This window comes from Salipiger sp. H15 (assembly GCF_040409955.1).
Lineage (GTDB): Bacteria > Pseudomonadota > Alphaproteobacteria > Rhodobacterales > Rhodobacteraceae > Salipiger.
On sequence record NZ_CP123384.1, the window covers coordinates 2,264,729 to 2,287,226 of the forward strand.

General features: G+C 69.7%; 23 protein-coding genes and 1 riboswitch. Of the genes, 7 read left to right on the plus strand and 16 right to left on the minus strand.

Annotation, left to right across the window (positions count from 1 at the left end; genetic code table 11):
• Positions 1-223 precede the first annotated feature (223 nt).
• Entirely contained in the window at positions 224-2,092 is a 1,869-nt protein-coding gene (locus PVT71_RS11000; RefSeq protein ID WP_353471829.1) for a monovalent cation:proton antiporter-2 (CPA2) family protein, read from the minus strand.
• Between the two features lie 166 nt (positions 2,093-2,258).
• A riboswitch (SAM riboswitch) is annotated at positions 2,259-2,335 on the plus strand.
• A 74-nt stretch (positions 2,336-2,409) separates the two neighbouring features.
• Here PVT71_RS11000 and metZ point away from each other — a divergent pair.
• The 4 genes from metZ to PVT71_RS11020 all read left to right on the plus strand — a co-directional run bounded on the left by metZ (position 2,410) and on the right by PVT71_RS11020 (position 6,758).
• Positions 2,410-3,594: an O-succinylhomoserine sulfhydrylase gene (metZ, locus tag PVT71_RS11005; protein WP_353471830.1), complete on the plus strand. Its 1,185-nt coding sequence runs from the start codon at positions 2,410-2,412 to the stop codon at positions 3,592-3,594.
• 164 nt (positions 3,595-3,758) lie between these two features.
• Entirely contained in the window at positions 3,759-4,856 is a 1,098-nt protein-coding gene (gene folE2, locus PVT71_RS11010) for a GTP cyclohydrolase FolE2 (RefSeq protein ID WP_353471831.1), read from the plus strand.
• A 168-nt stretch (positions 4,857-5,024) separates the two neighbouring features.
• Entirely contained in the window at positions 5,025-5,264 is a 240-nt protein-coding gene (locus tag PVT71_RS11015) for a hypothetical protein (protein ID WP_353471832.1), read from the plus strand.
• A gap of 45 nt (positions 5,265-5,309) precedes the next feature.
• A complete protein-coding gene (locus PVT71_RS11020; protein ID WP_353471833.1) occupies positions 5,310-6,758 on the plus strand; it encodes a TrkH family potassium uptake protein in 1,449 nt (482 codons plus the stop codon).
• Between the two features lie 8 nt (positions 6,759-6,766).
• Here PVT71_RS11020 and PVT71_RS11025 read toward each other — a convergent pair whose 3' ends face one another.
• The 8 genes from PVT71_RS11025 to PVT71_RS11060 form a co-directional block, all read right to left on the minus strand.
• Positions 6,767-7,420, minus strand: coding sequence for a glutathione S-transferase family protein (locus tag PVT71_RS11025; RefSeq protein ID WP_353471834.1), 654 nt, complete (start codon positions 7,418-7,420; stop codon positions 6,767-6,769).
• A gap of 77 nt (positions 7,421-7,497) precedes the next feature.
• Positions 7,498-7,977, minus strand: a complete 480-nt coding sequence (locus tag PVT71_RS11030) for a VOC family protein (RefSeq protein ID WP_353471835.1) — start codon at positions 7,975-7,977, stop codon at positions 7,498-7,500.
• Between the two features lie 39 nt (positions 7,978-8,016).
• Positions 8,017-8,436 carry a VOC family protein gene (locus tag PVT71_RS11035; RefSeq protein ID WP_353471836.1) on the minus strand — a complete coding sequence of 140 codons (420 nt, stop codon included), beginning with the start codon at positions 8,434-8,436 and terminating at the stop codon, positions 8,017-8,019.
• A gap of 57 nt (positions 8,437-8,493) precedes the next feature.
• Positions 8,494-8,916, minus strand: a complete 423-nt coding sequence (locus PVT71_RS11040; RefSeq protein WP_353471837.1) for a DoxX family protein — start codon at positions 8,914-8,916, stop codon at positions 8,494-8,496.
• Positions 8,917-8,945: 29 nt separating this feature from the next.
• The gene (locus PVT71_RS11045) at positions 8,946-9,389 is read right to left on the minus strand and encodes an SRPBCC family protein (protein ID WP_353471838.1); all 444 of its coding nucleotides are present in this window, start codon (positions 9,387-9,389) and stop codon (positions 8,946-8,948) included.
• A 36-nt stretch (positions 9,390-9,425) separates the two neighbouring features.
• The gene (locus tag PVT71_RS11050) at positions 9,426-9,773 is read right to left on the minus strand and encodes a YciI family protein (RefSeq protein ID WP_353471839.1); all 348 of its coding nucleotides are present in this window, start codon (positions 9,771-9,773) and stop codon (positions 9,426-9,428) included.
• A 116-nt stretch (positions 9,774-9,889) separates the two neighbouring features.
• The gene (locus tag PVT71_RS11055; RefSeq protein ID WP_353471840.1) at positions 9,890-11,125 is read right to left on the minus strand and encodes an RNA polymerase sigma factor; all 1,236 of its coding nucleotides are present in this window, start codon (positions 11,123-11,125) and stop codon (positions 9,890-9,892) included.
• Between the two features lie 139 nt (positions 11,126-11,264).
• Positions 11,265-12,638, minus strand: coding sequence for an FAD-linked oxidase C-terminal domain-containing protein (locus PVT71_RS11060; protein ID WP_353471841.1), 1,374 nt, complete (start codon positions 12,636-12,638; stop codon positions 11,265-11,267).
• A 73-nt stretch (positions 12,639-12,711) separates the two neighbouring features.
• On the opposite strand from PVT71_RS11060, the gene PVT71_RS11065 reads away from it, so the two are divergent.
• Both PVT71_RS11065 and PVT71_RS11070 read left to right on the plus strand, forming a co-directional pair.
• Positions 12,712-14,388 (plus strand): chloride channel protein, encoded by a 1,677-nt coding sequence (locus PVT71_RS11065; RefSeq protein ID WP_353471842.1) that lies wholly within the window; start codon positions 12,712-12,714, stop codon positions 14,386-14,388.
• 106 nt (positions 14,389-14,494) lie between these two features.
• A complete protein-coding gene (locus tag PVT71_RS11070) occupies positions 14,495-15,313 on the plus strand; it encodes a hypothetical protein (protein WP_353471843.1) in 819 nt (272 codons plus the stop codon).
• Between the two features lie 57 nt (positions 15,314-15,370).
• On the opposite strand, the gene PVT71_RS11075 is transcribed toward PVT71_RS11070, so the two are convergent.
• Complete coding sequence (locus PVT71_RS11075) at positions 15,371-15,799, minus strand: organic hydroperoxide resistance protein (protein WP_353471844.1); 429 nt, start codon at positions 15,797-15,799, stop codon at positions 15,371-15,373.
• A gap of 103 nt (positions 15,800-15,902) precedes the next feature.
• Here PVT71_RS11075 and PVT71_RS11080 point away from each other — a divergent pair, with 103 nt between their 5' ends.
• Complete coding sequence (locus PVT71_RS11080) at positions 15,903-16,376, plus strand: MarR family transcriptional regulator (protein WP_353471845.1); 474 nt, start codon at positions 15,903-15,905, stop codon at positions 16,374-16,376.
• Between the two features lie 46 nt (positions 16,377-16,422).
• Here PVT71_RS11080 and PVT71_RS11085 read toward each other — a convergent pair whose 3' ends face one another.
• From PVT71_RS11085 to PVT71_RS11110, 6 genes are all read right to left on the minus strand, one after another.
• Positions 16,423-16,836, minus strand: a complete 414-nt coding sequence (locus PVT71_RS11085) for a RidA family protein (RefSeq protein WP_353471846.1) — start codon at positions 16,834-16,836, stop codon at positions 16,423-16,425.
• A gap of 197 nt (positions 16,837-17,033) precedes the next feature.
• The gene (locus PVT71_RS11090; protein ID WP_353471847.1) at positions 17,034-17,378 is read right to left on the minus strand and encodes a DUF427 domain-containing protein; all 345 of its coding nucleotides are present in this window, start codon (positions 17,376-17,378) and stop codon (positions 17,034-17,036) included.
• A 57-nt stretch (positions 17,379-17,435) separates the two neighbouring features.
• Positions 17,436-19,214 carry an aminopeptidase P family protein gene (locus PVT71_RS11095; RefSeq protein WP_353471848.1) on the minus strand — a complete coding sequence of 593 codons (1,779 nt, stop codon included), beginning with the start codon at positions 19,212-19,214 and terminating at the stop codon, positions 17,436-17,438.
• A 187-nt stretch (positions 19,215-19,401) separates the two neighbouring features.
• Positions 19,402-21,279, minus strand: a complete 1,878-nt coding sequence (gene cobT / locus PVT71_RS11100; protein ID WP_353471849.1) for a cobaltochelatase subunit CobT — start codon at positions 21,277-21,279, stop codon at positions 19,402-19,404.
• Positions 21,280-21,373: 94 nt separating this feature from the next.
• Positions 21,374-21,721 (minus strand): hypothetical protein, encoded by a 348-nt coding sequence (locus PVT71_RS11105; protein WP_353471850.1) that lies wholly within the window; start codon positions 21,719-21,721, stop codon positions 21,374-21,376.
• The gene (locus PVT71_RS11110; protein ID WP_353471851.1) at positions 21,718-22,413 is read right to left on the minus strand and encodes an aspartate/glutamate racemase family protein; all 696 of its coding nucleotides are present in this window, start codon (positions 22,411-22,413) and stop codon (positions 21,718-21,720) included. The genes PVT71_RS11105 and PVT71_RS11110 overlap by 4 nt, the downstream gene beginning before the upstream one ends.
• Between the last annotated feature and the right edge of the window lie 85 nt (positions 22,414-22,498).

A 22,498-nucleotide genomic window follows, 5' to 3' on the forward strand; every position in this document is an offset into this window, starting at 1 on the left:
TCGGCCGGAGGGCGGGACGTGGCCGGCGCCGCATGCGCTCGGTCTTGGTCCACCTCCGGCGCGGCCCGATTAGCCCAATGCTGCAGGCGCAGCATGCGCGAAATGGCCGCGGGCAATGACAATGCCGCGAGCGGCGCGGCGGGTCGCGTGAGCTGCCTCAAATTTGGGCCAACATTCCGTGAAACAAGGCGATTTTCACGGTATTGCATGCCGCGGCATGCGGTCAGGCCGCGTCGTCCCGCTGCGCCTCGAGCGCGCTGAAGAGCGCCGTTTCGAGGTCCTTCTCCAGCTCCCGCGCGCGTTTCACGTAGGCCGGGTTCTGCGACGGAGGGGTGTTCGGGTCCCAGAGCGTCGCCAGCTCGCGCATGGTCTCGCGGTCGTGGTGGTAGAAGGTCTCCTCGGCGATCGCCGCCTCGTACTCGGTCAGCCCCACCTCCTCGAGCACGTAGCGCCCGGCGCGCAGCGAGCTGTCGAAGAGCTCGCGCACGATCTTGTCGGCCCCGGCCTGGTAGAGCTCGTAGACATGGGTGCGGTCGCGGGCGCGGGCGACGACGAAGATCTCGGGCCGGATGCGCTTGGCGAAGCGCACGAGCTTGGTGGTGGCCTTGGGATCGTCGAGCGCGGCGACCAGCACCTTGGCCTTGGAGATGCCCGCGGCGTGCAGCAGTTCGGGGCGGGTGGGGTCGCCGAAGAAGCCCTTCACCCCGAATTTGCGCATCAGCTCGATGGTCTGCATGTCGTGGTCGATGACCACCGTCTTGAAGCCCGAGCTCTGCACCAGCCGGTTGACGATCTGCCCGAAGCGCCCGATCCCGGCGAGGATGATCGGCCCCTCGCGGTCGATCTTGTCGTCCGGGCGCGCCTCGGCCTTGTCGTCGAACTTGGCCGAGAGCCTGTCGTAGAGGATGAAGAGCGCGGGGGTGATCAGCATCGACAGCGCCACCACCATCAGCAGGCGCTGGCCGAAGGCCTCGGTCATCACGTTCTGCTGCAGCGCGAAGGAGATCAGCACGAAGCCGAATTCGCCCGCCTGCGCCAGCGACAGGGTGAAGAGCATCCGGTCGCGCCCGTGCAGGTCGAAGAGCCCGCCCAGCAGGTAGAGGATCGCGCCCTTGACGAGGATGAGCCCGAGCGTGATGCCGAGCAGCAGGAAGGGCTCGCGCAGGAAGTCCTGCACGTTGAGCCCGGCGCCGACGGTGATGAAGAAGAGCCCCAGCAGCAGCCCCTTGAAGGGCTCGATGTCGCTCTCGAGCTGGTGGCGGAACTCGGAGTTGGCCAGCACCACCCCGGCAAGGAAGGTGCCGAGCGCGGGCGACAGGCCCACCAGCCCCATCAGGAAGGCGATGCCGACGACGATCAGCAGCGCGACGGCGGTGAACATCTCGGGCAGGTGCGACGAGTTGATGTGCCGGAAGAGCGGCCGCGCGCCGTAGATGCCCGCGACGATGATCAGCGCCACCGCCCCCAGCGTGACCAGCGCCACGGCCCAGCCGGGCAGGCCCGCGACCAGCGACATGCCGTGCCCGGCGCTGCCGTGGTCGGCCATCTGGATCGCGCCGTCGGGGCGGATCATCGCGACCAGCGGCGCGCCGAGCAGCGGCAGCAGGATCAGCATGGGGATCACCGCGATGTCCTGCGTCAGCAGCACCGAGAAGGCCGAGCGCCCGCCGGGGGTCTGCATCAGCCCCTTCTCCGAAAGCGTTTGCAGCACGATGGCGGTGGAGGAGAGGCAGAACACCATGCCCGCCGCCAGCGCCGGGCCCCAGTGGGTGCCGAAGGCCATGACGAAAGCGGTGATCGCCGCCATGGTCAGCAGGATCTGCAGCCCGCCAAGCCCGATCAGCCGGTGCCGCATGTCCCAGAGCGCCCGCGGCTCCAGCTCCAGCCCGATGATGAACAGCATCATCACCACGCCGAACTCGGCGAAGTGGCGCAGGTCGTCGGTGTGCGACACGAGGTGCAGCCCCGGCCCGATGATGATCCCCGCCAGCAGGTAGCCCAGCACCGAGCCGAGCCCGAGCCGCGTCGCGATCGGCACGGCGATGACCGCGGCGGCGAGGTAGATCGAGGCTTGAAAGAGCGCGCTTTCCATGTCGGGTCCGTGCCTGCCTTTTGACTGCCTTTGCGTCAGCATGATGGGGGAGTGCAAGCGGGAAAGACAAGCGCCCGCAAGGTGGCCCGCCGCGCCGCGTGACATTCCGGCGCAGCGCCGCGAGGGCGGGCACCGTGGCGCTTGACCGAAAGGCACAGGAGGCGTATTTGGGCGCCGTGGCGATTTGTTGACGGATTGCGGGCCACGTAAAACATGCCGCTAAAAGGTCGGACGAAGGAGCCTCTTTCGCTTGACCGCGGACGGGGCTTTTTCATTTCCGGGCGCAGGGACGGCCCGGCACAGAAAGGTGGAAGATCATGGCAGATTTCAAGAAGGCATCGCGGACCGAGCTGGTGCACGGCGGGACCAGGCGCAGCCAGTGGGGAGAGCTCAGCGAGGCCATCTTCCTCACCCAGGGCTTCGCCTATGACAGTGCCGAGCAGGCCGAGGCCCGCTTCATCAAGACCGAGCCGGACGAGTTCATCTACGCCCGCTACGGCAACCCCACCGTCGCCATGTTCGAAGAGCGCATCGCGCTGCTGGAAGGCGCCGAGGATGCCTTCGCCACCGCCTCCGGGATGGCCGCCGTCTCGGGCGCGCTGACCGCCATGCTGAAGGCCGGCGACCGCGTCGTCGCGGCGCGCGCGCTCTTCGGCTCCTGTCTCTACGTGCTGGAAACCATCCTCGGCCGCTTCGGCGTCGACGTGGTCTTCGTCGACGGCGCGGATCTCGCGCAGTGGGAAGAGGCGCTGAAGCCCGGCGCCGCGCTGGTGTTCTTCGAGAGCATGTCGAACCCGACGCTGGAACTCGTGGACATCGAGGCCGTCGCCAAGCTCGCCCATGCGGCCGGCGCCAAGGTTGTCGTGGACAACGTCTTCTCGACCCCGGTCTACAGCCGCGCCATCGAGCAGGGCGCCGACGTGGTGGTCTACTCGGCCACCAAGCACATCGACGGCCAGGGCCGCACGCTCGGCGGGGTGATCCTCGGCAGCCGCGAGATCATCCGCGGCACCATCGAGCCCTACATGAAGCACACCGGCGGCTCGATGAGCCCGTTCACCGCATGGGTCATGCTGAAGGGTCTCGAGACCATCGACCTGCGCGTGCGCGCCCAGACCGCCTCGGCCGAGGCGATCGCCAAGGCGGTCACCGGCCATCCCAAGGTGATCCGCGTGAGCTACCCGGGCCTTGCGTCGCACCCGCAGAACGCGCTGGCGCAGCGCCAGCTCGGGGCAGGGGGCACCATGGTCGCCTTTGAGATCGAGGGCGGAAAAGAGGCGGCCTTCCGTTTCTGCAACGCGCTCGAGGTGATCCTGATCTCGAACAACCTCGGCGACGCGAAGTCCATTGCCACCCACCCGGCCACCACCACGCACCAGCGCCTCTCGCCCGAGCAGCGCGCGGGCCTCGGCATCGGCGACGGCCTGATCCGCCTGTCGGTCGGCATCGAGGACACCGGCGATCTTGTTGCAGATATTCAACAAGCCCTTGGCGCTGCGTAAATTCTGGGCGGCCAGGGTAAATTAACAATTGCCCTGGCCACATTTTTGCCCGCAATAGGTGATCCATAGGAATAGGTGTGCCCGCATAAGGGTCGTAAATGGTGGTTTTTTCGGTAAAACATCCTAAGTACGTTGGAACGAACCCCCGCCTCGGAGGGCAGGACATGAATGTGTATTCGCCGGTAGTTGACCGTAACCCAAGCCGTGATGACGCAGAGGCCGCGCTGGCCGTCCTGCGCAAATGGACCGAGGCAGCCGACGACAGTGAAATTACCGATCTCGACCCCGCGCTCCTGAAGCTTTTGGGCGCCGCGCAGGACTACCCGATCTTTTCGCGTCAGTACCCCGAGGGTTTCACCGTCGACGAGGCGTACAAGACGTCTCTGCCCGACCTGCAGAATGGTCCGGCCTCGCTCATTCGTGGCGAGAATGTGCGCATCCAGCACGTCGGCATCTCGAACTTCCGCCTGCCGCTCAGCTACCGGCTGAAGCAGGGCGCGCCCCTCACGCTCGAGACCTCGGTGACCGGCACGGTCAGCCTCGAGGCCGACAAGAAGGGCATCAACATGTCGCGCATCATGCGCAGCTTCTACACCCATGCCGAGAAGAGCTTCAGCTTCGGCGTGATCGAGGCGGCGCTCGACGACTACAAGTCCGACCTCGAGAGCTTCGATGCGCGCATCCAGATGCGCTTCCGCTTCCCGCTGAAGGTCGAGAGCCTGCGTTCGGGCCTGTCGGGCTACCAGTACTATGACATCGCGCTCGAGCTGATCGAGCAGCACGGCGTGCGCCAGCGCATCGCGCACCTCGACTATGTCTACAGCTCGACCTGCCCCTGCTCGCTGGAGCTTTCCGAGCACGCCCGCCAGTTCCGCGGCCAGCTCGCCACGCCGCATTCGCAGCGCTCGGTTGCGCGCGTGTCGGTGGTGCTGAAGGACGAGGGCGACTGCCTGTGGTTCGAGGACCTCGTCGGCCTCTGCCGCTCGGCGGTGCCGACCGAGACGCAGGTCATGGTCAAGCGCGAGGACGAGCAGGCCTTCGCCGAGCTCAACGCCGCCAACCCGATCTTCGTCGAGGACGCCGCGCGGCTCTTCGCCGAGGCGCTGGCCTCCGATCCGCGCATCGGTGACTTCCGCGTGCTGGCGAGCCACCAGGAAAGCCTGCACTCGCATGACGCGGTGGCGCTGCTGACCCAGGGCCCGACCTTCGCGCAGGCCAGCCTCGATCCGACGCTCTTCCCGAGCCTGATCCACCACGGCTGATCGAGCCTGCGGCGCTGCCGCAATCCTGAGCAATCCCTCGATGCCGCCGGTCACTCCGGCGGCATTTTGCTGCACTGCAGAAGAAATTCATCCGCCGGTCATGATTTCCCCATCCGGACGGCCCATCCTGCCAGAGCGAGGGCAGGGCAAGCCGGCGGAGGGCTCGGAATGGCCACGGGCAGCAGAGCGGAGAACGTCACGATCGGCATGGGCCACGGCTCGGTCCGCGCCCGGATCGACGCCTATTTCGCCGGGGTCGGGCAGGGGGTGAATGCCTATGCGCTGCGCCGCGCCCGGATGTACGAGATCCTCGTGCTCGAGAGCCAGAGCGACGAGCGCCTCGCCGAGATGGGCCTGACCCGGGACCAGATCCTGCCACATGTGTTCCGCGACCTCTTCGGCGACTGAGGGGCGGCGCTTGACAGCCACGGGATGCCGGGCGAAGGCTCGCGGATGTTCGATATCCGCCCCGTCGCCTACGTTCTTGGTCTTCTGGTCACCACGCTCGGCGGCTGCATGCTCGTTCCGTTCCTGGTGGACGTGGCGGAGGGGCGCGGGCAATGGCCGGTCTTCCTGCAAAGCGCGCTCATTACCATGCTCTGCGGCGGGCTCGTGAGCCTCGCCTGCGCCAATGCCGGGCGGCAGGGGCTGACGCTGCAGCAGATCTTCCTGCTGACCGTCGGGGCCTGGGTGGTGCTGCCGCTCTTCGGCGGCATTCCCTTCATGCTGGGCGCGACCGAGGCGCGCATGGTCGATGCCTTCTTCGAGGCCATGTCGGGCATCACCACCACCGGCTCGACCGTCTTCGTCGGGCTCGACGCGCTGCCCAAGGGCATCCTGCTCTGGCGCGGCATCCTGCAATGGCTGGGCGGCATCGGGATCATCGTCGTCGCCATGGTCTTCCTGCCCGAGCTGCGGGTGGGGGGCATGCAGATCTTCCGCTCCGAGGCCTTCGAGACCATGGGCAAGATCCTGCCCCGCGCCACCGAGATCGCCTCGTCCATCTCGACCATCTACGTCGGCATGACGCTGGCCTGCACCGCCGCCTACATGATCTGCGGCATGGACGCCTTCGACGCCACGGTGCACGCGCTGACCACGCTCTCGACCGGGGGGTTCGCCAATTACGATTCCTCCTTCGGCGGCTTCCAGGGCCCGGCGGAATACGTCGCGGCCTTCTTCATGATCGCCGCCGCGCTGCCCTTCGTGCGCTACGTGCAGATGCTGAACGGCCATCACACGGCGCTGTGGAAGGACAGCCAGGTGCGCGCCTTCTTCGGCACGATCCTCGCGCTGGTGGCGGTGATGAGCGCGACGCTGCTCTTCCTCTTCCCGCACCACCCCGAGCAGGCGATCCGCGAGTCGCTGTTCAACATCAGCTCGGTCATCTCGGGCACCGGCTACGCCTCGGTGGACTACATGGGCTGGGGCTCGTTCCTCGTCACGCTGTTCTTCTTCATCGGGCTGATCGGCGGCTGCGCGGGCTCGACCGCCTGCTCGGTGAAGATCTTCCGCTACCAGCTGCTGTTCTCCTCGATCCGCGTGCAGCTCAAGCGCATCCGCGCGCCGCACGGCGTCTTCACCCCGCGCTTCGACGGCCGCCCGGTCAGCGACGAGGTGCTGAGCTCGGTCATGGCCTATTTCGTCTTCTTCGTGGTCTCGCTGGGGGTGCTCTCGGTGGCGCTCGGCTTCACCGGGCTCGACTTCGTGACCTCGGTTTCGGGCGCGGCGACGGCGCTGGCCAACGTCGGGCCGGGGCTCGGCGACACCATCGGCCCGGCGGGCAACTTCGCGACGCTCAACGACACCGCCAAGTGGCTGCTGTCCTTCGCCATGCTGGTCGGGCGGCTCGAGATCATGGCGGTCTTCGTGCTCTTCACTGTGCGCTTCTGGCGCGGCTGAGGGGCGCTTCAGCCCGCCGCTTCGGCCCGCGTGTTGAAGGCCAGCTGCGCGGCAAAGGCGCGGGTGTAGGCCGGGCGGGCCTCGGCACGGGCGACATAGGCCGCGAGGCTCGGAAACTCCGCCAAAAGGCCCGACGGCCGCAGCCGCAGCAGCGCGTGGACCATCACCAGGTCCCCCGCGCTGAAGGCCCCGCCCAGCCAGTCGGAGGGGCCGAGCGCGTCCGAAAGCTCTGCCAGCCGGGCGCGGATGCGCTCCAGCACCACCGGCAGCCGCGCCGCGGCCCAGGGCTCACCCCCCTCCAGCAGCCGCGCGGTCTGCAGATCGAGGATCGGCGGCTCCACCGTGCCGATCGCGGCGAAGAGCCATGAGATGGCGCGGGCGCGGGCGGCGGGGTCGCCGGGCAGCAGCCCGGGCCGGGTCTGCGCGATGTGCAGCACGATCGCGCCGGATTCGAAGAGGCGGAGCTCGCCCTCCTCGTAGGTCGGGATCTGCCCGAACGGGTTCAGCGCCAGATGCGCGGGCCCGCGCAGCGCCGCAAAGCTGACCGGGCGCACCGCGTAGGGCGCGCCCACCTCCTCGAGCGCCCAGCGGACGCGCATGTCGCGGGCAAGGCCCATGCCGCCATCGGGCGAGCGGTCGAAGGCGGTGATGGTGATCTGCATGGCGGTGTCCTCCCGCGTAAGGTCGGGCCCCCGCGCGTGGCGGGAACCCGCGGTATCGGCCTTGCGGCGGGGCCGGGTCAGCCCCGGCGCGCGGCCTCGATCGCGGCGACGTCGATCTTGCCCATCTCCATCATCGCGGTGAAGGCGCGCCGGGCCTCCTCGCCGCCCGCCGCCATGGCGTCGGTCAGCGCGCGGGGGGTGATCTGCCAGTTCACGCCCCAGCGGTCCTTGCACCAGCCGCAGGCGCTTTCCCGGCCGCCGTTGCCGACGATGGCGTTCCAGTAGCGGTCGGTCTCCTCCTGGTCGTCGGTGGCGATCTGGAAGGAGAAGGCCTCGCTCTGCGCGAAGATCGGCCCGCCGTTGAGCCCGAGGCAGGGGATCCCCGCCACGGTGAACTCGACGGTGAGCACGTCGCCCTCCTTGCCCGAGGGGTAGTCGGCCGGGGCGCGGCGGACGGCAGTGACTTCGCTGTCCGGAAAGACCTCGGCGTAGAAGCGCGCCGCGGCCTCGGCCTCGCTGTCGTACCAGATGCAGATGGTGTTCTTCGGTGCGGACATGGTGCCCTCCCTTGGCTGATGCGGCTCCGGCGGCGCCGGTCACATGGCCTTGCTGCCGGCGTAGTTCAGCATCCAGGGGGTGCCGAACCGGTCGGTGAACATGGTGAAGCGGTCGGCCCAGAAGGTCTCGCCCGGGGGCATCATCACCGCCTGCGCGTTCTCGGCGAGCGCCGCGAAGAGCCGGTCGAACTCCTCGACCGAGGCGGGGGCGAGCGAGATCGAGAAGCCCTGCGGCTTTGCGTACCACGCCTCGGGCGCGTCGGAGGCCATGACCGTGGCGCTGCCGAGCCGCATCGACATGTTGAGGATGATGTCGTCGCTGCCCTGCATCCGGCTTTCGGCGTCGGGCGCGTCGGAGTTGCGGAAGATGCCGGTGATCTCGCCGCCGAGGGTCTGCTCGTAGAAGCGCATGGCCTCGAGGCAGGTGCCGTTGAAGGTCAGGTAGATGGTCGGTTCCATGAAAGGTCTCCTTTCGGGTGCCGGGCGGCGCCAGCCGCCGCCCGTGCGGTCAGGGGGTCAGGCGGTCTGTCCGGCCCCGGGGCGGGGCCAGAGGTGCCAGCGGAGCGCGAGCGCGCGGCCCGGCCCGTGGACGGCGGCAAAGAGCAGCCCGGCGAGGAAGGTGAAGTGATCGACGAAGAAGCCGAACTCCGCCTGGTTTGCCTCCCAGTGCGCGGGGCCGTGGAAGGCAAAGGCGAGGAAGATCACGTAGACCCCGGCGGCGAGCGCCGCCTCGGAAAAGGCCGCGCCGGTCAGGAAGGCGAGCGCCAGCCCGATCTCGAAGATCGCGGCGAGCCACGCGAGGAGCAGCGGGGCAGGGAAACCGGCCGAGGCGATGTAGTCGGCGGTCATCCCCATGTCCGCGAACTTGAAGCCCGCGGCCATGAGGAAGATGCCCGCGAAGATCAGCCGGGCGATGAGGAGTGCGATGGTCTTGAGCATGTCGGGATTCCCTGTGCGAGAGAGAAGCGTCATTGCGGGATGTCGGGCTCGGCGAGCCGGGCGAGACTGGCGAGGGATTGCTGCCAGCCGAGATAGCAGGCCTCGGGCGGGATCACGTCGGGCACGCCCTCCTGCACGATGCTGATGTCGGTGCCGACAGAGACGGCGCGGAGCGTCACGGTCACGCGCATCTCGCCGGGCAGGTTCGGGTCGTCGAAGACGTCGGTGTAGACGAGCTTCTCGTTCGGGATCAGCTCGACATAGGTGCCGCCGAAGGAATGGCTGCCGCCGGTGGTGAAGTTGCGGAAGCTCATCCGGAAGCTGCCGCCTTCCTGCGGCTCGAGGCTGTGCACGGTGCAGGTGAAGCCGTCGGGCGGCAGCCACTTGGCCAGCGCGTCGGGCTCGAGGAAGGCGCGGTAGAGCTTTTCGGGGCTGGTCGAGAGGACCCGGTGAAGCGTGATGGTGCTGGGCATGGTCGTGCCTCCGTGAGGATGGGGGGAGCGCCCGTGTCAGGACGCGGCGGTGCCGAGATCGAGCTGGCGCACCGGGCGGACCTCGATGCTGCCGTATTTCGCCGGGGGGATGCCGCCGGCGATGCGGATCGCCTCGTTCAGGTCGCGCGCCTCGACGAGGTAGAATCCGGCCAGCAGCTCCTTGGTTTCGGCGAAGGGCCCGTCGTAGAGCTGCGCCTGCCCGTTCCGCACCCGCACCGTGGTGGCGCTGCCCACCGGATGCAGCGCCTCTCCGGCGACCAGCACCTGACGCTCGGCCAACTGCTGCGCGTAATCGGCGCAGACCGGGTCGGGGCAGGCGCTCCAGTTCTCGTGGTCGAGATAGACAAGGCAGAGGTATTTCATCGGACAACTCCCGTTTGCGACGGCCGGGACAGCCCGCCGGGCCGTCCTCATCGGTCATTCTGCAGAGTAGTCGAACGGCCCGGCCCGGAATCGACAGGGCCGGAGAAATTTTTTCGTCAGCCGCCGATTTCCGCCAGCCGGGCAGTCAGGAAGCGCCGCTCGGGCTCCTGCCGGGCGAGCTTCAGCGCCGCTTCGTAGGAGGTCCGCGCCGGTCCCAGACGGCCCGCGCGGCGCAGCAGGTCGGCCTTGGCGGCATGGGCAAGGTGGTAGCCCCCCAGCAGGCCCGGCGCGAGCAGCGGCTCGATCAGCGCCAGCCCCGCATCCGGCCCGTCGCGCATCGCCACCGCCACGGCACGGTTGAGCGCGATCACCGGCGAGGGCTCGATGCGCAGCAGCGCGTCGTAGAGCCCCGCGATCTCGGCCCAGTCGGTCGCCCCGGGGGTGGGGGACTCGGCATGCAGCGCGGCGATGGCGGCCTGCAGCGCGTAGGAGCCGAAGCCGCGCGTCCCCAGCGCCCGCCGCACCAGCGCCGTGCCCTCGGCAATGGCCTCGCGGTCCCAGAGCGTGCGGTCCTGCGCCTCGAGCGGGACGAGATCGCCCGCCCCGGTGACCCGGGCGCGGCGGCGCGAGTCCTGCAGCAGCAGCAGCGCCAGCAGCCCCAGCACCTCGGGATCGGGGATCAGCTCGGCCAGCAGCCGGGCGAGGCGGATCGCCTCGGCGGTGAGGTCGGGGCGCAGGAGGTCGCTGCCCTGCGCGGCAAGGTGACCCTCGTTGAAGACGAGGTAGACGACCCGCAGCACCCGTCCGAGCCGCGCCGGAAGCGCCTCCGTCTCGGGCACCTCGTAGGGGATGCGCGCGTCGCGGATCTTGGACTTGGCGCGCACGATGCGCTGCGCCAGCGTCGATGGCGCGACGAGGAAGGCGCGGGCGATGGCCTCGGTCGAGAGCCCGCAGATCTCGCGCAGGGTCAGCGCCACCGCCGCTTCCTCCGAGAGGCTCGGGTGGCAGCAGGTGAAGATCAGCCGCAGCCGGTCATCCTCCACCGCCTCGCGGTCCTCGGGGGGCATTGCGCCGTCGGGGATCTCTGCGGCGGCCTCGGCGGCCTCGCTCCACGGGGTCATCCGCCGGTCGCGCCGCAGCGCGTCGATGGCGCGGAAGCGCCCGGCCGAGACGAGCCATGCCACGGGGTTGCCCGGCACGCCGTCGCGCGGCCAGCGTTGCGCGGCGGCGAGGAAGGCGCTCTGCAGCGCGTCCTCGGCAAGGTCGAAATCCCCCAGGAGCCGCACCAGCGTCGCGAAGACGCGGCGGTTCTCGCGCCGGTAGAGGTCCTGGACTGGATCGGTTGGGGTCACTTCTCGGCCGGGATGTCGCTGAGGGGTCGGCGGGTCTCGACCGGCACTATGAAGGAGCGGCGCCGTCGCGCAACCCTTCGCTGCGGGACGGGCGCGGGGAGGGCAAGGGCCGGGTCCCGTAGGTCCCGGCCCCCGCGCGTCAGTCCTGCGGTACCAGCTTGCCGGGGTTCATGATGTTCTGCGGATCGAGCGCGCGCTTGATCTCGCCCATCACGTGCCAGCCCTGCCCGTGCTCTTCTTCCATGTAGGCCAGCTTGCCATGGCCGACGCCGTGCTCGCCGGTGCAGGTGCCGCCGAGGCGCAGGGCGCGCTCGGCCATGCGGTGCGACAGGCGCTTGGCCTCGGTCAGCTCCTCGGGCCTGTCGGGGTCGACCAGCAGGATGGCGTGGAAGTTGCCGTCGCCGACGTGGCCGAGGATCGGGCCGGGGATGGCGCTTTCGGCAATGTCGGCCTGCGTCTCCTCGACCGCCTGCGCAAGGCGCGAGATCGGAACGCAGATGTCGGTCACCACCGCCCGCGCGCCCTTGCGCGAGGCGAGGATGGCGTAATAGCCGTTGTGGCGCAGCGCCCAGAGCGCGCGGCGCTCCTCCTCGCGGGCGGACCATTCGAACGGGCTGCCGCCGTTGTCGGCGACGATCTCGGCAAAGCGCTCGGCGTCCTGCTTGACGCTCTCGGGCGAGCCGTTGAACTCGACCAGCAGGTGCGGGCGCTCGGCCATGGTCATGCCCGAGTAGGCTGAGAAGGCGCGGGCGGTGGCGGCATCGACGAACTCGATCCGGGCCATGGGGATGCCCATCTGGATCGTCTCCATCACCGCGGTGACCGCGCTGCCCATGTCGGGAAAGGCGCAGATGCCCGCCGAGACCGCCTCGGGGATGCCATGCAGGCGCAGCGTGAGCTCGGTGACGAGGCCGAGCGTGCCCTCGGACCCGACGAAGAGCGCGGTGAGGTCATAGCCCGCCGCCGATTTGCGGGCGGGGGTGCCGGTCTCGATCGCACGGCCGTCGGCGAGCACGACCTTCAGCCCCAGCACGTTGTCGCGCATCGAGCCGTAGCGCACCGTGGTGGTGCCCGAGGCGCGGGTCATCGCCATGCCGCCGAGCGTGGCGTTCGCGCCGGGATCGACGGGGAAGAAGAGCCCGGTGGCGCGCAGCTCCTCGTTCAGCGCCTCGCGGGTGACGCCGGGCTGGATGGTCACGTCCATGTCGGCGGGGCGAATCTCCAGCACCTTGTTCATGCGGGTGAAATCGACGACCACGCCGCCCTTCACCGCCTGTCCGTGGCCCTCGAGCGAGCTGCCCGCGCCCCAGCCGATCACCGGGCAGGCGTGCTCGGCGCAGATCTGCACGATGCGCTGCACCTCCTCGGCGGTCTCCGGGTAGGCGACGCCGTCGGGCGGGGTGAGGGGGAAATAGGACTCGGAACGGCCATGCTGCTCCAGTTCGGACTTGGAGCGGGTAAATCGTTCGCCTAGGAAGGCATCAAGAGCCTCCAGGGCTGCGGCGACGGGCATTGAGAAACCTCCGTGGAAAATCGGGGTGACCTTATCCCCGCCACGCGCCCTGCGAAAGCCATGGGACCGAGGAATGCCGTACCAGTTAGCCGATCAGTGGCGCGAGACACGCGCGCTTTGCAGCCGTGGATGGGACACGCTGCGCCACAAGGGGCCGGGGCAGGTCACCTTCTGGGTGATCGCGCTTCTGGTCGGGGCCGCCGCGGGCTTTGCCGCGCTGGTCTTCCGCGTCGCCATCCACCGGCTGCAGGCCTTCGTCTACGGCACCGAGGACGTGAACCTGCTGCACAGTTTCGCGCAGACGCTGCCGTGGTTCTACGTGCTGCTGATCCCGGCGGCGGGCGGTGCGGTGGTGGGCATCATCCTGCAGATGTTCACCCCCGACGGGCGGGTGCGCAGCGTCTCGGACGTGATCGAGGGCGCCGCGCTGAACGACGGGCGGGTCGAGAAGAAGGCGGGCATCGCGTCGGCGCTCTGCTCGTGGATCACCCTCTCGACCGGCGGCTCGACGGGGCGCGAGGGGCCGGTGGTGCATATCGCCGCGATGATCTCGTCGTCGGTGTCGAACCTGCTGCGCGTCGACGGCATCACCGGGCGCGACCTCCTGGGCTGCGCCGTGGCGGCGGCGGTCTCGGCCAGCTTCAACGCGCCCATCGCCGGGGCGCTCTTCGGGCTCGAGGTGGTGCTGCGCCACTTCGCCTTCCACGCCTTCGCGCCGATCGTGGTGGCCAGCGCCGCGGGCACGGTGATCAACCGGCTCTACTTCGGCGACGTGACCGAGTTCGTGCTGCCCGGCACCACCACGGTGCAGTTCTACCTCGAACTGCCGGCCTTCTTCCTCATGGGCCTCGTCTGCGGGCTGGTGGCGGTGCTGATGATGAAGGCGCTGTTCTGGTCCGACGCGCTCGGCACCTCGGTGCAGAACCGGCTCGGCCTGCCGCACTGGCTGCGCCCGGCGGTGGCGGGGCTGCTGCTCGGGGCCATCGCCATCGCCTTCCCGCACATCATCGGCGTCGGCTACGAGACCACCTCGCGCGCGCTCTCGGGGCAGCTGACGCTCAGCCAGGCCTTCCTCTTCGCGGCGGTGAAGGTGGCGGCGGTGTCGATCACCATGGCGGGGCGGATGGGCGGCGGGGTGTTCTCGCCCTCGCTGATGGTCGGGGCGCTGACTGGGCTCACCTTCGGCCATATCGCCACGGGCCTCTTCCCCGAGCAGAGCTCGGTCTTCACGCTCTACGCGCTGGCGGGCATGGGGGCGGTGGCGGCGGCGGTGCTGGGCGCGCCGATCTCGACCACGCTCATCGTCTTCGAACTCACGGGCGACTGGCAGACCGGGCTCGCGGTGATGGTCTCGGTGTCGATGTCCACGGCGCTGGCCTCGCGCCTCGTCGACCGCAGCTTCTTCCTGTCGCAGCTCGAGAAGCGCAACGTCCACCTTGCCGCCGGTCCGCAGGCCTACCTGCTGGCAATGTTCCGGGTGCAGGGGGTGATGCGCAAGCCGACCGACGAGGGCGCGGCGGACGAGGAAGCCTGCCTGCGGATGATCGAGCAGGGGCTCTTCCTGAACGCCCACGCGACGCTCGAGGCGGCGCTGCCGCTCTTCGACAGGTCCGGCGTCGCCTACCTGCCGGTGGTCACGCGCGCCGGCCCCGACGACGCGCCGGTGCTGCAGGGCGCGCTCTTCCACGTCGACGCGCTCAAGGCCTACAACCGCGCGCTGGCGGCCACGGCCGAGGAAGAGCACAGCTAGACCGCGAAATTTTCCTGTTCCCGAAGCGCGGCGATTCGCGGTTCACTGGAGCCATTGTCTCCGGGCGAAATTTCGTCGCCCGGCTTTTGCGGGTCGGATGTGTTTCATGAAAGTCATTTGGGCGCTCGTCCGGGCGATCTTCGTGGCGCTGTTCGCGCTGTCGGTCCTTCTCAACATGGCTGTCCTCGGCGGCGGGGCGCTGGCCTCGCTGGGCGGCGCGCTGCTCGATCACCTGCCCGGGCTGACCAACCCCGCCGCGGCGCTCGAGCGGGAGAGGCAGGCGAGCCGCGCGCTGGACGACAAGCTGCGCGGGCTCGCGGCGGAGATCGAGGTGGAGCGCGGCAGGACCGGCACGCTCGAGACGCGCCTGCAGAAGACCGGCAAGGAGCTGGTCGACGCGCAGAACCGGGGCCGGCTGCTTGAGCAGTCCACCGTCGCGCTGCGTGCCGAGCGGGCGGCAGCGGCCAAGGCGGTGGGCGAGGCCAGCGCGCGCATCTCGCGCCGCGCCGTCGCCACGGCCTCGCGCGAGACCGCCGCCATGTTCGGCGAGGCCATCCCCTATTTCGGCGCGGCGGTGATCGTCGGCAGCACGGCGCTCGAGCTGAACGACCTCTGCGAGACGCTGAAGGACATGGACGCGATCCGCCGGGCGGTGGCGCTCGATGTTGCGGAAAGCGCGGCGACGGCCACGGTCTGCGCCGTTGAGGTGCCGACGCGCGAGGCGCTCTGGACGCAGGTGAAGGTCGCGCCGGGCGAGGCCTGGGGGATGGCGGGCGCGGTACTGGACGGCATCCCCGAGATCGAGCTGCCGAGCATCGACTGGGTCCTGCACCTGCTCCCCGACAGCTGGCCGTGGAGCGAGGCGCCCTCCGATGCCCTTGCCGATACCCATGCCGAGGCGCCGGAGCAGGCGACGGAGGACTGAGCCGCGCCGCCATGGTCCGGAGAAGGATCTCCGGGCCATGGGCTGACGCGGCGGGCCTCAGGCCAGTTCGAGCGCCACCTCGATATTGCCGCGGGTGGCGTTGGAATAGGGGCAGACCTCGTGGGCGCGGGCGAGGATTGCCTCGGCCACGTCGCGCGCGAGCCCCGGCATCTTGGCGACCAGCTTCACCGTCAGGCCAAAGCCGCCCTCGGCGCGCGCACCGATGCCCACATGCGCGTCCACCGTCGTCTCGGCGGGCATGGTGCCCAGCTTCTCGGCCTGCGCGACGAAGCGCATGGCGCTGAGGAAGCAGGCGGCATAGCCCATGGCGAAAAGCTCTTCGGGGTTGTGCCCCTTGCCCGAGCCGCCCAGTTCCTTCGGGCTGTTCATCGTCACGGTCAGCATGCCCGAGGCAAGCTTGGTCACGCCGTCACGGCCGCCGCCGGAGGCCTGCGCCTCGGTCCAGTATTTCACGTCGAGGGACATGGGAGATTCCTTCGTTGGCGATTGTATCGTACACGATAGATATTCCTCCGGCGCGTGAAGTCAATCGCTTGTGAAAGGATCGCGCACGATTTATATTCCCGGCATGACCCGGACCGACAACATTTCTGATCCGCTGACCGCTGCCCCGCAGGTGCTTTCGCCGCAGGACATGGTGTGTTTCTCGCTCTATTCGGCGGTGCACGCGATGAGCCAGGCCTACCGGCCGCATCTCGAGAAGCTGGGCCTCACCTATCCGCAGTACCTGGTGATGAGCGCGCTCTGGTCGGCCACGGAGCCGCCGACCGTGGGGATGCTCTCGCGCCAGCTGCAGCTCGAATCGAGCACGCTGACCCCGCTCCTGAAGCGGCTCGAGGCGACCGGGCTGCTGACCCGCCGCCGCGACGCCGAGGACGAGCGGCAGGTGCGCATCGCGCTCACCGCGGCGGGGCAGGAGATGCAGGCACGCACCGGCCACATCGCCGGCTGCATCGCCGCGCAGAGCGGCATGGGCGTGGAGGAGCTGCTGGCGCTGCGCGATCAGGTCACCCGGCTGCGCGACAACCTGCGCAAGGGCTAGCGCGCGCGGCGGAAGGGGCTTCGCTGCCGAAGACCCGGGCGGAAGGTCAGTCCCGCAAGGCGGCGACGGCGCGGATCTCGACCTTGAGTTCCGGCCGGCTGAGCCCGGATATCCCGATGATCGACCACGCCGGGTAGGGGCTCCGGATGAACCGCTGCTTGACCTCGACAAACTCGGCGAGCGTCGTCTCGATGTCGACGTGGTAACTGGTGACATCCACGAGGTCCCGGAAATCCAGCCCGGCGAGCCGCAGCAGTTCCCCGATCCGCTTCAGCGCCCATTCGGTCTGTTCGGCAACCCCGTCCGCGGCGCTGCCATCCGGCCGCGCACCGACCCGCCCGGAGATGAAGAGGAAGCCCTTCGACTTGATGGCGGGTGAGAACCCGTATTTCTCGAAGGCGGCGCGGTAGCCGTCGAACATCGCGTTGCCCGGCGGAATCTGCAGAACTTCCGAGGTCATGAGCCTCTCCTCTCGTGGTCCTTGCGATGTCTTGGGGAAGCGCGCCAGACTGCTCCGAATCCGCCCCGCGCAAGGCCCCGGGGTCCGGTGAGCCGATCTCGGAACGCCGCCACCCGCGCCTCGCGGTCAGCGGGTGCGCAATTTGGCAAGGGGCCGGTCCCCGCGGACCGGCCCCTCTATCTGCACTAAGCTGAGGCTCAGACCTGTTCCACCGCCACGCCGTCCTGCAGGTCGAAGGCGAGGTAGCCCTTGATCCCGGCCGCCTCGGGCTTGGGGTCCATGTAGGAAAACACCGCGTTGGCATAGGTGCGGCTCTTCGAGGCGATGTGGTAGTGCTCCGCGTCGCCGAGCGCCGCGCTGGTGCTGCGGTAGGCGCTCGGCTCGAGGAAGGCCATGGCCACGTCCTCGCGCGGGAAGTAGATGGTCAGGGGCTTCTCGCCCTCGGTCAGTTCCAGCGCGCGGCTGCTTTCCCCGAGCACCGCACCGCCGGCGCGGATGACCCAGGTGCCCGTGGCCGGGCGGACGGCAATCTGTTTCAACATCATGTCACTCCCCGTTGTCCGCCCATGTTATACCGGAGCCTTGCGGGCAGTCCTGTGTCAAAGCGGCGCGCAGGCCGCCTCGAGCCAGTCCCGCACGGCGCCTGTCACAAGCGGAGCGATGCGTTCGAGAACCCCGGCGTGATAGGCGTCGAGCCAGTCACGTTCCGCGGTGGTCAGCAGCCCCGTCTCGATCAGGCGCCGGTCGATCGGCACCCAGGTCAGCGTTTCGAAGCGCAGCATCTTCGCCACGTTCTGGCCGGGAAGGGAGGGCGCGGGTTCCACCGCGATGAGGTTCTCGATGCGGATACCATAAGACCCCTCGCGATAGAACCCCGGCTCGTTGGAAAGGATCATCCCGACCTCGAGCGGCACGGTGCCGGTGCGCGCGATGCGCTGCGGCCCCTCGTGCACCGACAGGTACGAGCCGACGCCGTGGCCGGTGCCGTGGCCGTAGTCGAGTCCCGCCTCCCAGAGGCTCGCCCGCGCCAGCGCGTCGATGTCGCGCCCGGCGAGCCCCGCCGGGAAGCGCAGCCGCGAGAGCGCGATCATGCCCTTGAGCACGCGGGTGAAGGCGTCCTTCTCCTCGGGCCCGGCCTCGCCCAGCACCATGGTGCGGGTGATGTCGGTGGTGCCGTCGACGTATTGCCCGCCGCTGTCGATCAGCAGGAGCTCGTCCGGCTGGGTCGTGCGGTTGGTCGCCTCGGTCACCCGGTAATGCACGATGGCGCCGTTCGGCCCGGCGCCCGAGATCGTCTCGAAGGAGATGTCGCGCAGCGCGTTGGTGGCGCGGCGTTCCTCCTCGAGCGCGACCACGGCGTCGATCTCGGTGAACGCGCCGGGGGTCTGGCTGTCGACCCAGTGCAGGAACCGCACCATGGCCGCGCCGTCGCGCAGGTGCGCCGCGCGCGTCCCGGCAAGCTCGGCGGCGTTCTTGCAGGCCTTGGGCAGCAGGCAGGGATCGGCGGCCTCGACGATGTCGCGGCCCTCGAGCGCGTCGAGCACCGCGACCGGGCAGGTGGCGGGGTCGATCTGCACCGGGCCCTCCAGCGCCGCGAGCGCGGGCAGGAAGTCCTCCGGCGCCTGCACCTCGACCAGCGGGCCCAGATGATCCCCGAGCCCCGCCAGCTTCCGCGCCGCCATGAAGAGCGTCACGCGGCCACCCGCGTGCAGGATGGTAAAGCCGTGCGGCACCGGGTTGCGCGGCACGTCCGAGCCGCGGATGTTGAGCAGCCAGGCAAGGCTGTCGGGCAGGGTGATGACGCAGGCCGCGGCCTTGCCGAGCGCCTTGGCAAGCCGGGCGATCTTGGCGTCATGCGGCTCGCCGGCCAGCTCCACCGGCTGGGCGAAGACCGCGCCGGCGGGCGGTGCCGGCTGGTCGGCCCAGACCCGGTCCACGAGGTTGTCGCAGCGGCGCAGCGCCACCGCGCCGAGGCCGCGCTCGAGCGCGCGCATCTGCTCGACCGAGAAGAGCCAGGGATCGATCCCCACCGTGCCGCCGCCGGGCAGCGCCGCGGCGATCCACTCGGCGAGCGAGACCTCGGGCCAGTCGACCGGGGTGAACTCCCTCGCCACCTGCGCCTTCACCTGCACCCGGTAGCGCCCGTCGACGAAGACGCCCGCCTTCTGCGCCAGCGCGGCGCAATAGCCCGCCGAGCCGGTGAAGCCGGTGAGCCAGGCCAGCCGGTCGTCATGCGGCGCGACGTATTCGCCCTGGTGCGCGTCGGCGCGCGGCACGAGGAAGCCGTCGAGCCCCTCGGCGGCTAGCTCGGCGCGCAGCGCGGCAAGCCGCGGCGGGCCCTGTTCGGGGGAGGCGCTGGACTCGAATGTCTGGAACATGCGGAGGTCTCCTGCGGTCGTTGGTGGTCTTTGTGTCTGGGTCGGGGGGAGGGGCGCTGCCCCTCTTGGCCTGCGGCCAATTCACCCCGGGATATTTCCACCATGTGGACGGGCGGCGCGGCGCCCCCTTCCATATGTCTCAAATATCCCGGGGAGCCCGAGGGGGTGGCCCCTCGGCCTTGCGGGATCACATCGCGCGGCGGATGCCCATGACGCGGGCCCGCGCGCGCGGGTCGGAATCAAAGAGCGCGGCGAGCTGTTCGGTCATCGCTCCGGCGAGCTGTTCGACGTCGGTGATGGTCACCGCGCGCTCGTAGTAGCGCGTCACGTCATGGCCGATGCCGATGGCGAGGAGCTCGACCTGCTTCTTGCGTTCGACCATGGCGATCACGTCGCGCAGGTGCTTCTCGAGGTAGTTGGCGGGGTTCACCGAGAGCGTGGAATCGTCGACCGGCGCGCCGTCGGAGATCACCATGAGGATCTTGCGCGCCTCGGGGCGGTGCGCCATGCGGCGGTGCGCCCATTCCAGCGCCTCGCCGTCGATGTTCTCCTTGAGGAGCCCTTCCTTCATCATCAGCCCGAGATTGTCGCGGACCCGGCGCCAGGGCGCGTCGGCGCTCTTGTAGATGATGTGGCGCAAATCATTGAGGCGGCCGGGCTGCTGCTCGCGCCCCTCGGCCAGCCATTTCTCGCGGGCGAGCCCGCCCTTCCAGGCGCGGGTGGTGAAGCCGAGGATCTCGACCTTCACCGAGCAGCGCTCGAGCGTGCGGGCAAGCACGTCGGCGCAGATCGCCGCGATCGAGATCGGGCGGCCGCGCATCGAGCCCGAATTGTCGATCAGCAGCGTCACCACCGTGTCGCGGAACTCGGTGTCCTTCTCGACCTTGAACGAGAGCGGCGTGGTGGGGTTGGCGACGACGCGGGCAAGGCGGCCGGCATCCAGAACGCCCTCTTCCTTGTCGAATTCCCAGCTGCGGTTCTGCTGCGCCTGCAGCCGGCGCTGCAGCTTGTTGGCAAGGCGCGAGACCGCGCCCTTCAGCGGCTCGAGCTGCTGGTCGAGATAGGCGCGCAGGCGTTCGAGCTCCTGCGCGTCCGCCAGCTCCTCGGCGGGGATTTCCTCGTCATGGGTCGAATCGTAGACCTTGTAGCCAGGGTCGGCCTCGGAGACGGGGGCGGGGGGCGGCGGCTCCATCGGCGCGTCGCCCTCGGGCAGCTCGGCTTCCTCGCCCATCTCCTGGTCGGCCATCTCGTCGGCCGAGACCTGCGCCTGACTCTGGTCCTGGGTCTGGTCCTGCGACTGCTCGGGCGAGGCTTCGGTCTCGTCCGGGTCCTGGTCGTCCTGGCCGGTCGAATCGGGCTGCTGTTCGTCCTCGGTGCCGGGCTCGGCCTCGTCCTGGGACTCGTCGTCGAGCTGGTCCGGATCCTCGCCCAGCTGGTCGCCGTAGCCGAGGTCCGAGATGATCTGCCGCGCGAAGCGGGCAAAGGCCGCCTGGTCCGCGAGCTTGGCCTGCAGGTCCTCGAGCGTGCCGCCGGCCTGCTCCTCGATGAAGCCGCGCCAGAGTTCCATCACGTGGGCCGCGTCCTTCGGCAGGTCGCGCCCGGTGGCGAGGTGGCGGATCATGTAGCCCGCGGCGACCGGCAGCGGCGCCTCCGAGGCCTGGGTGATCTGGCCGTAGCCGCGCCGCGCCGCCTCGTGGCCGATCTTGGCGTCGATGTTGCCCGCGGTGCCCGGCATGTCGCGCGCGCCCATGGCCTCGCAGCGGGCGGTCTCCATCGCCTCGTAGAGCTCGCGCGCCATCTCGCCCTGCGGCGCGTAGCGGGAATGGGTCGCCCCGTCGTGGTAGCGGCGGTAGAGCGCCAGCGCGTCGGCGGTGCCGCGGGCCAGCAGCACCTCGTCGCGGGTCATCCGGCGCGACACCTGCGGCAGGCGCATGATGTCGCCCGAGACGCCCGAGGGGTCGACGGAGAAGTTGACCGTGAGCTCGGGGTCGTCGGCCATGACCTTCGTGGCCTCGGCCAAAGCCTTCTTGAACGGATCTGCGGGGTTGTCGGTGTCGCGTGCCATGGCGACAGGTTTCGCGCCGCGGCGGGGAATTGGCAAGGGGGGATGCGCGCGGGGCGGCGAGAGTCTTGCGCCCCGTGCCCCGCCTCAGCTGGCCTCAGCCAGCCTCGAGCAGCGCGTTGCAGTCGACGGCGCGCTGCTCGAAGATCTCGCGGCTGTCGTCGTCCTCGGCGATCACCCCGCGGTAGAGCAGCCGGTAGCCGGGCAGGGCCTCGAGGATGGTTGCGCGGAGCGGCTGTCCGGCCAGCCCGGCGGCGGCGGCGCTGAGGCTGAACTGCCGGGCGAGCAGGCTCGCGCTCTCGGCGGAATCCTCCTCGTCGGGGTTGTCGGCGGCCTCGAGCGCGACGCCCTGCCAGAGCGCGGCGCAGTCGGCGGCAGCCTCGCCATGGGCCTGGGCCTGGGCGGCGCCGGAGAGGAGGAGCAGGGTGGGAACGAGATACTTCACAGGTCTGCCTTTCCGGTGGCCAGCCGCGCCAGCAGGTCCACGTGTACATCGAGCGCGTCGATCACCCGGTAGCCGGGGTCGTGGCGCGTGTCAAAGGCGAGATTGAGATCGGTGCCGGCAAGCACGATCGCCTCGGCGCCCATTTCCTCGACCATGCGCCGCCCGGCCGCGAAGAAGGCCGCGCGGTCGGCCTCGGAACAGGTGCCCGCCACCGCCATCTCCTGGTAGCGCTGCCCGAGCGCCTCGGTCTCGTCGTCGAGCGCCACGGCCTCGGTGCGGGCAAGCTGGCCGTAGAGCCGCGTGCGCATCACCACGCGCGTGCCGAGCAGGCCAACGCGCGAGAGCCCCTCGGCGGCGAAGAAGGCGTCGAGCGGCGCCACCGCCGAGACCAGCGGCAGGGCCGAGCGCGCCACGGTCTCCTCGAAGCAGAAATGCCCGCCGAGCGAGGTGATCGCCGCGCAGTCGCAGCCGGCCGACGCCAGCCGGTCGATGAGCCGCGCGTAGATCTCCGCCTGCGGCTCGCGCGCGTCGGCGAGGTTGTTGCGGATCAGCTCGTGCACGTCCGCCTGCACGATGGTCAGCTCGAGCGGCGCGCCCATGGCGGCCACCGCGGCGCAGAGCCGCTGGTAATAGACCACGGTCGCGGCGACGCCGATGCCGCCGATCAGCCCGATATGGAGCGGTTTACCCATGCGCTGTCCTCCCGGCCGCGTTCACCCGGCCCTTCTAACCCAAGGGGCGCGGCCCGTACCGGCCCGCGCCCCTCGTTGTTCCAGG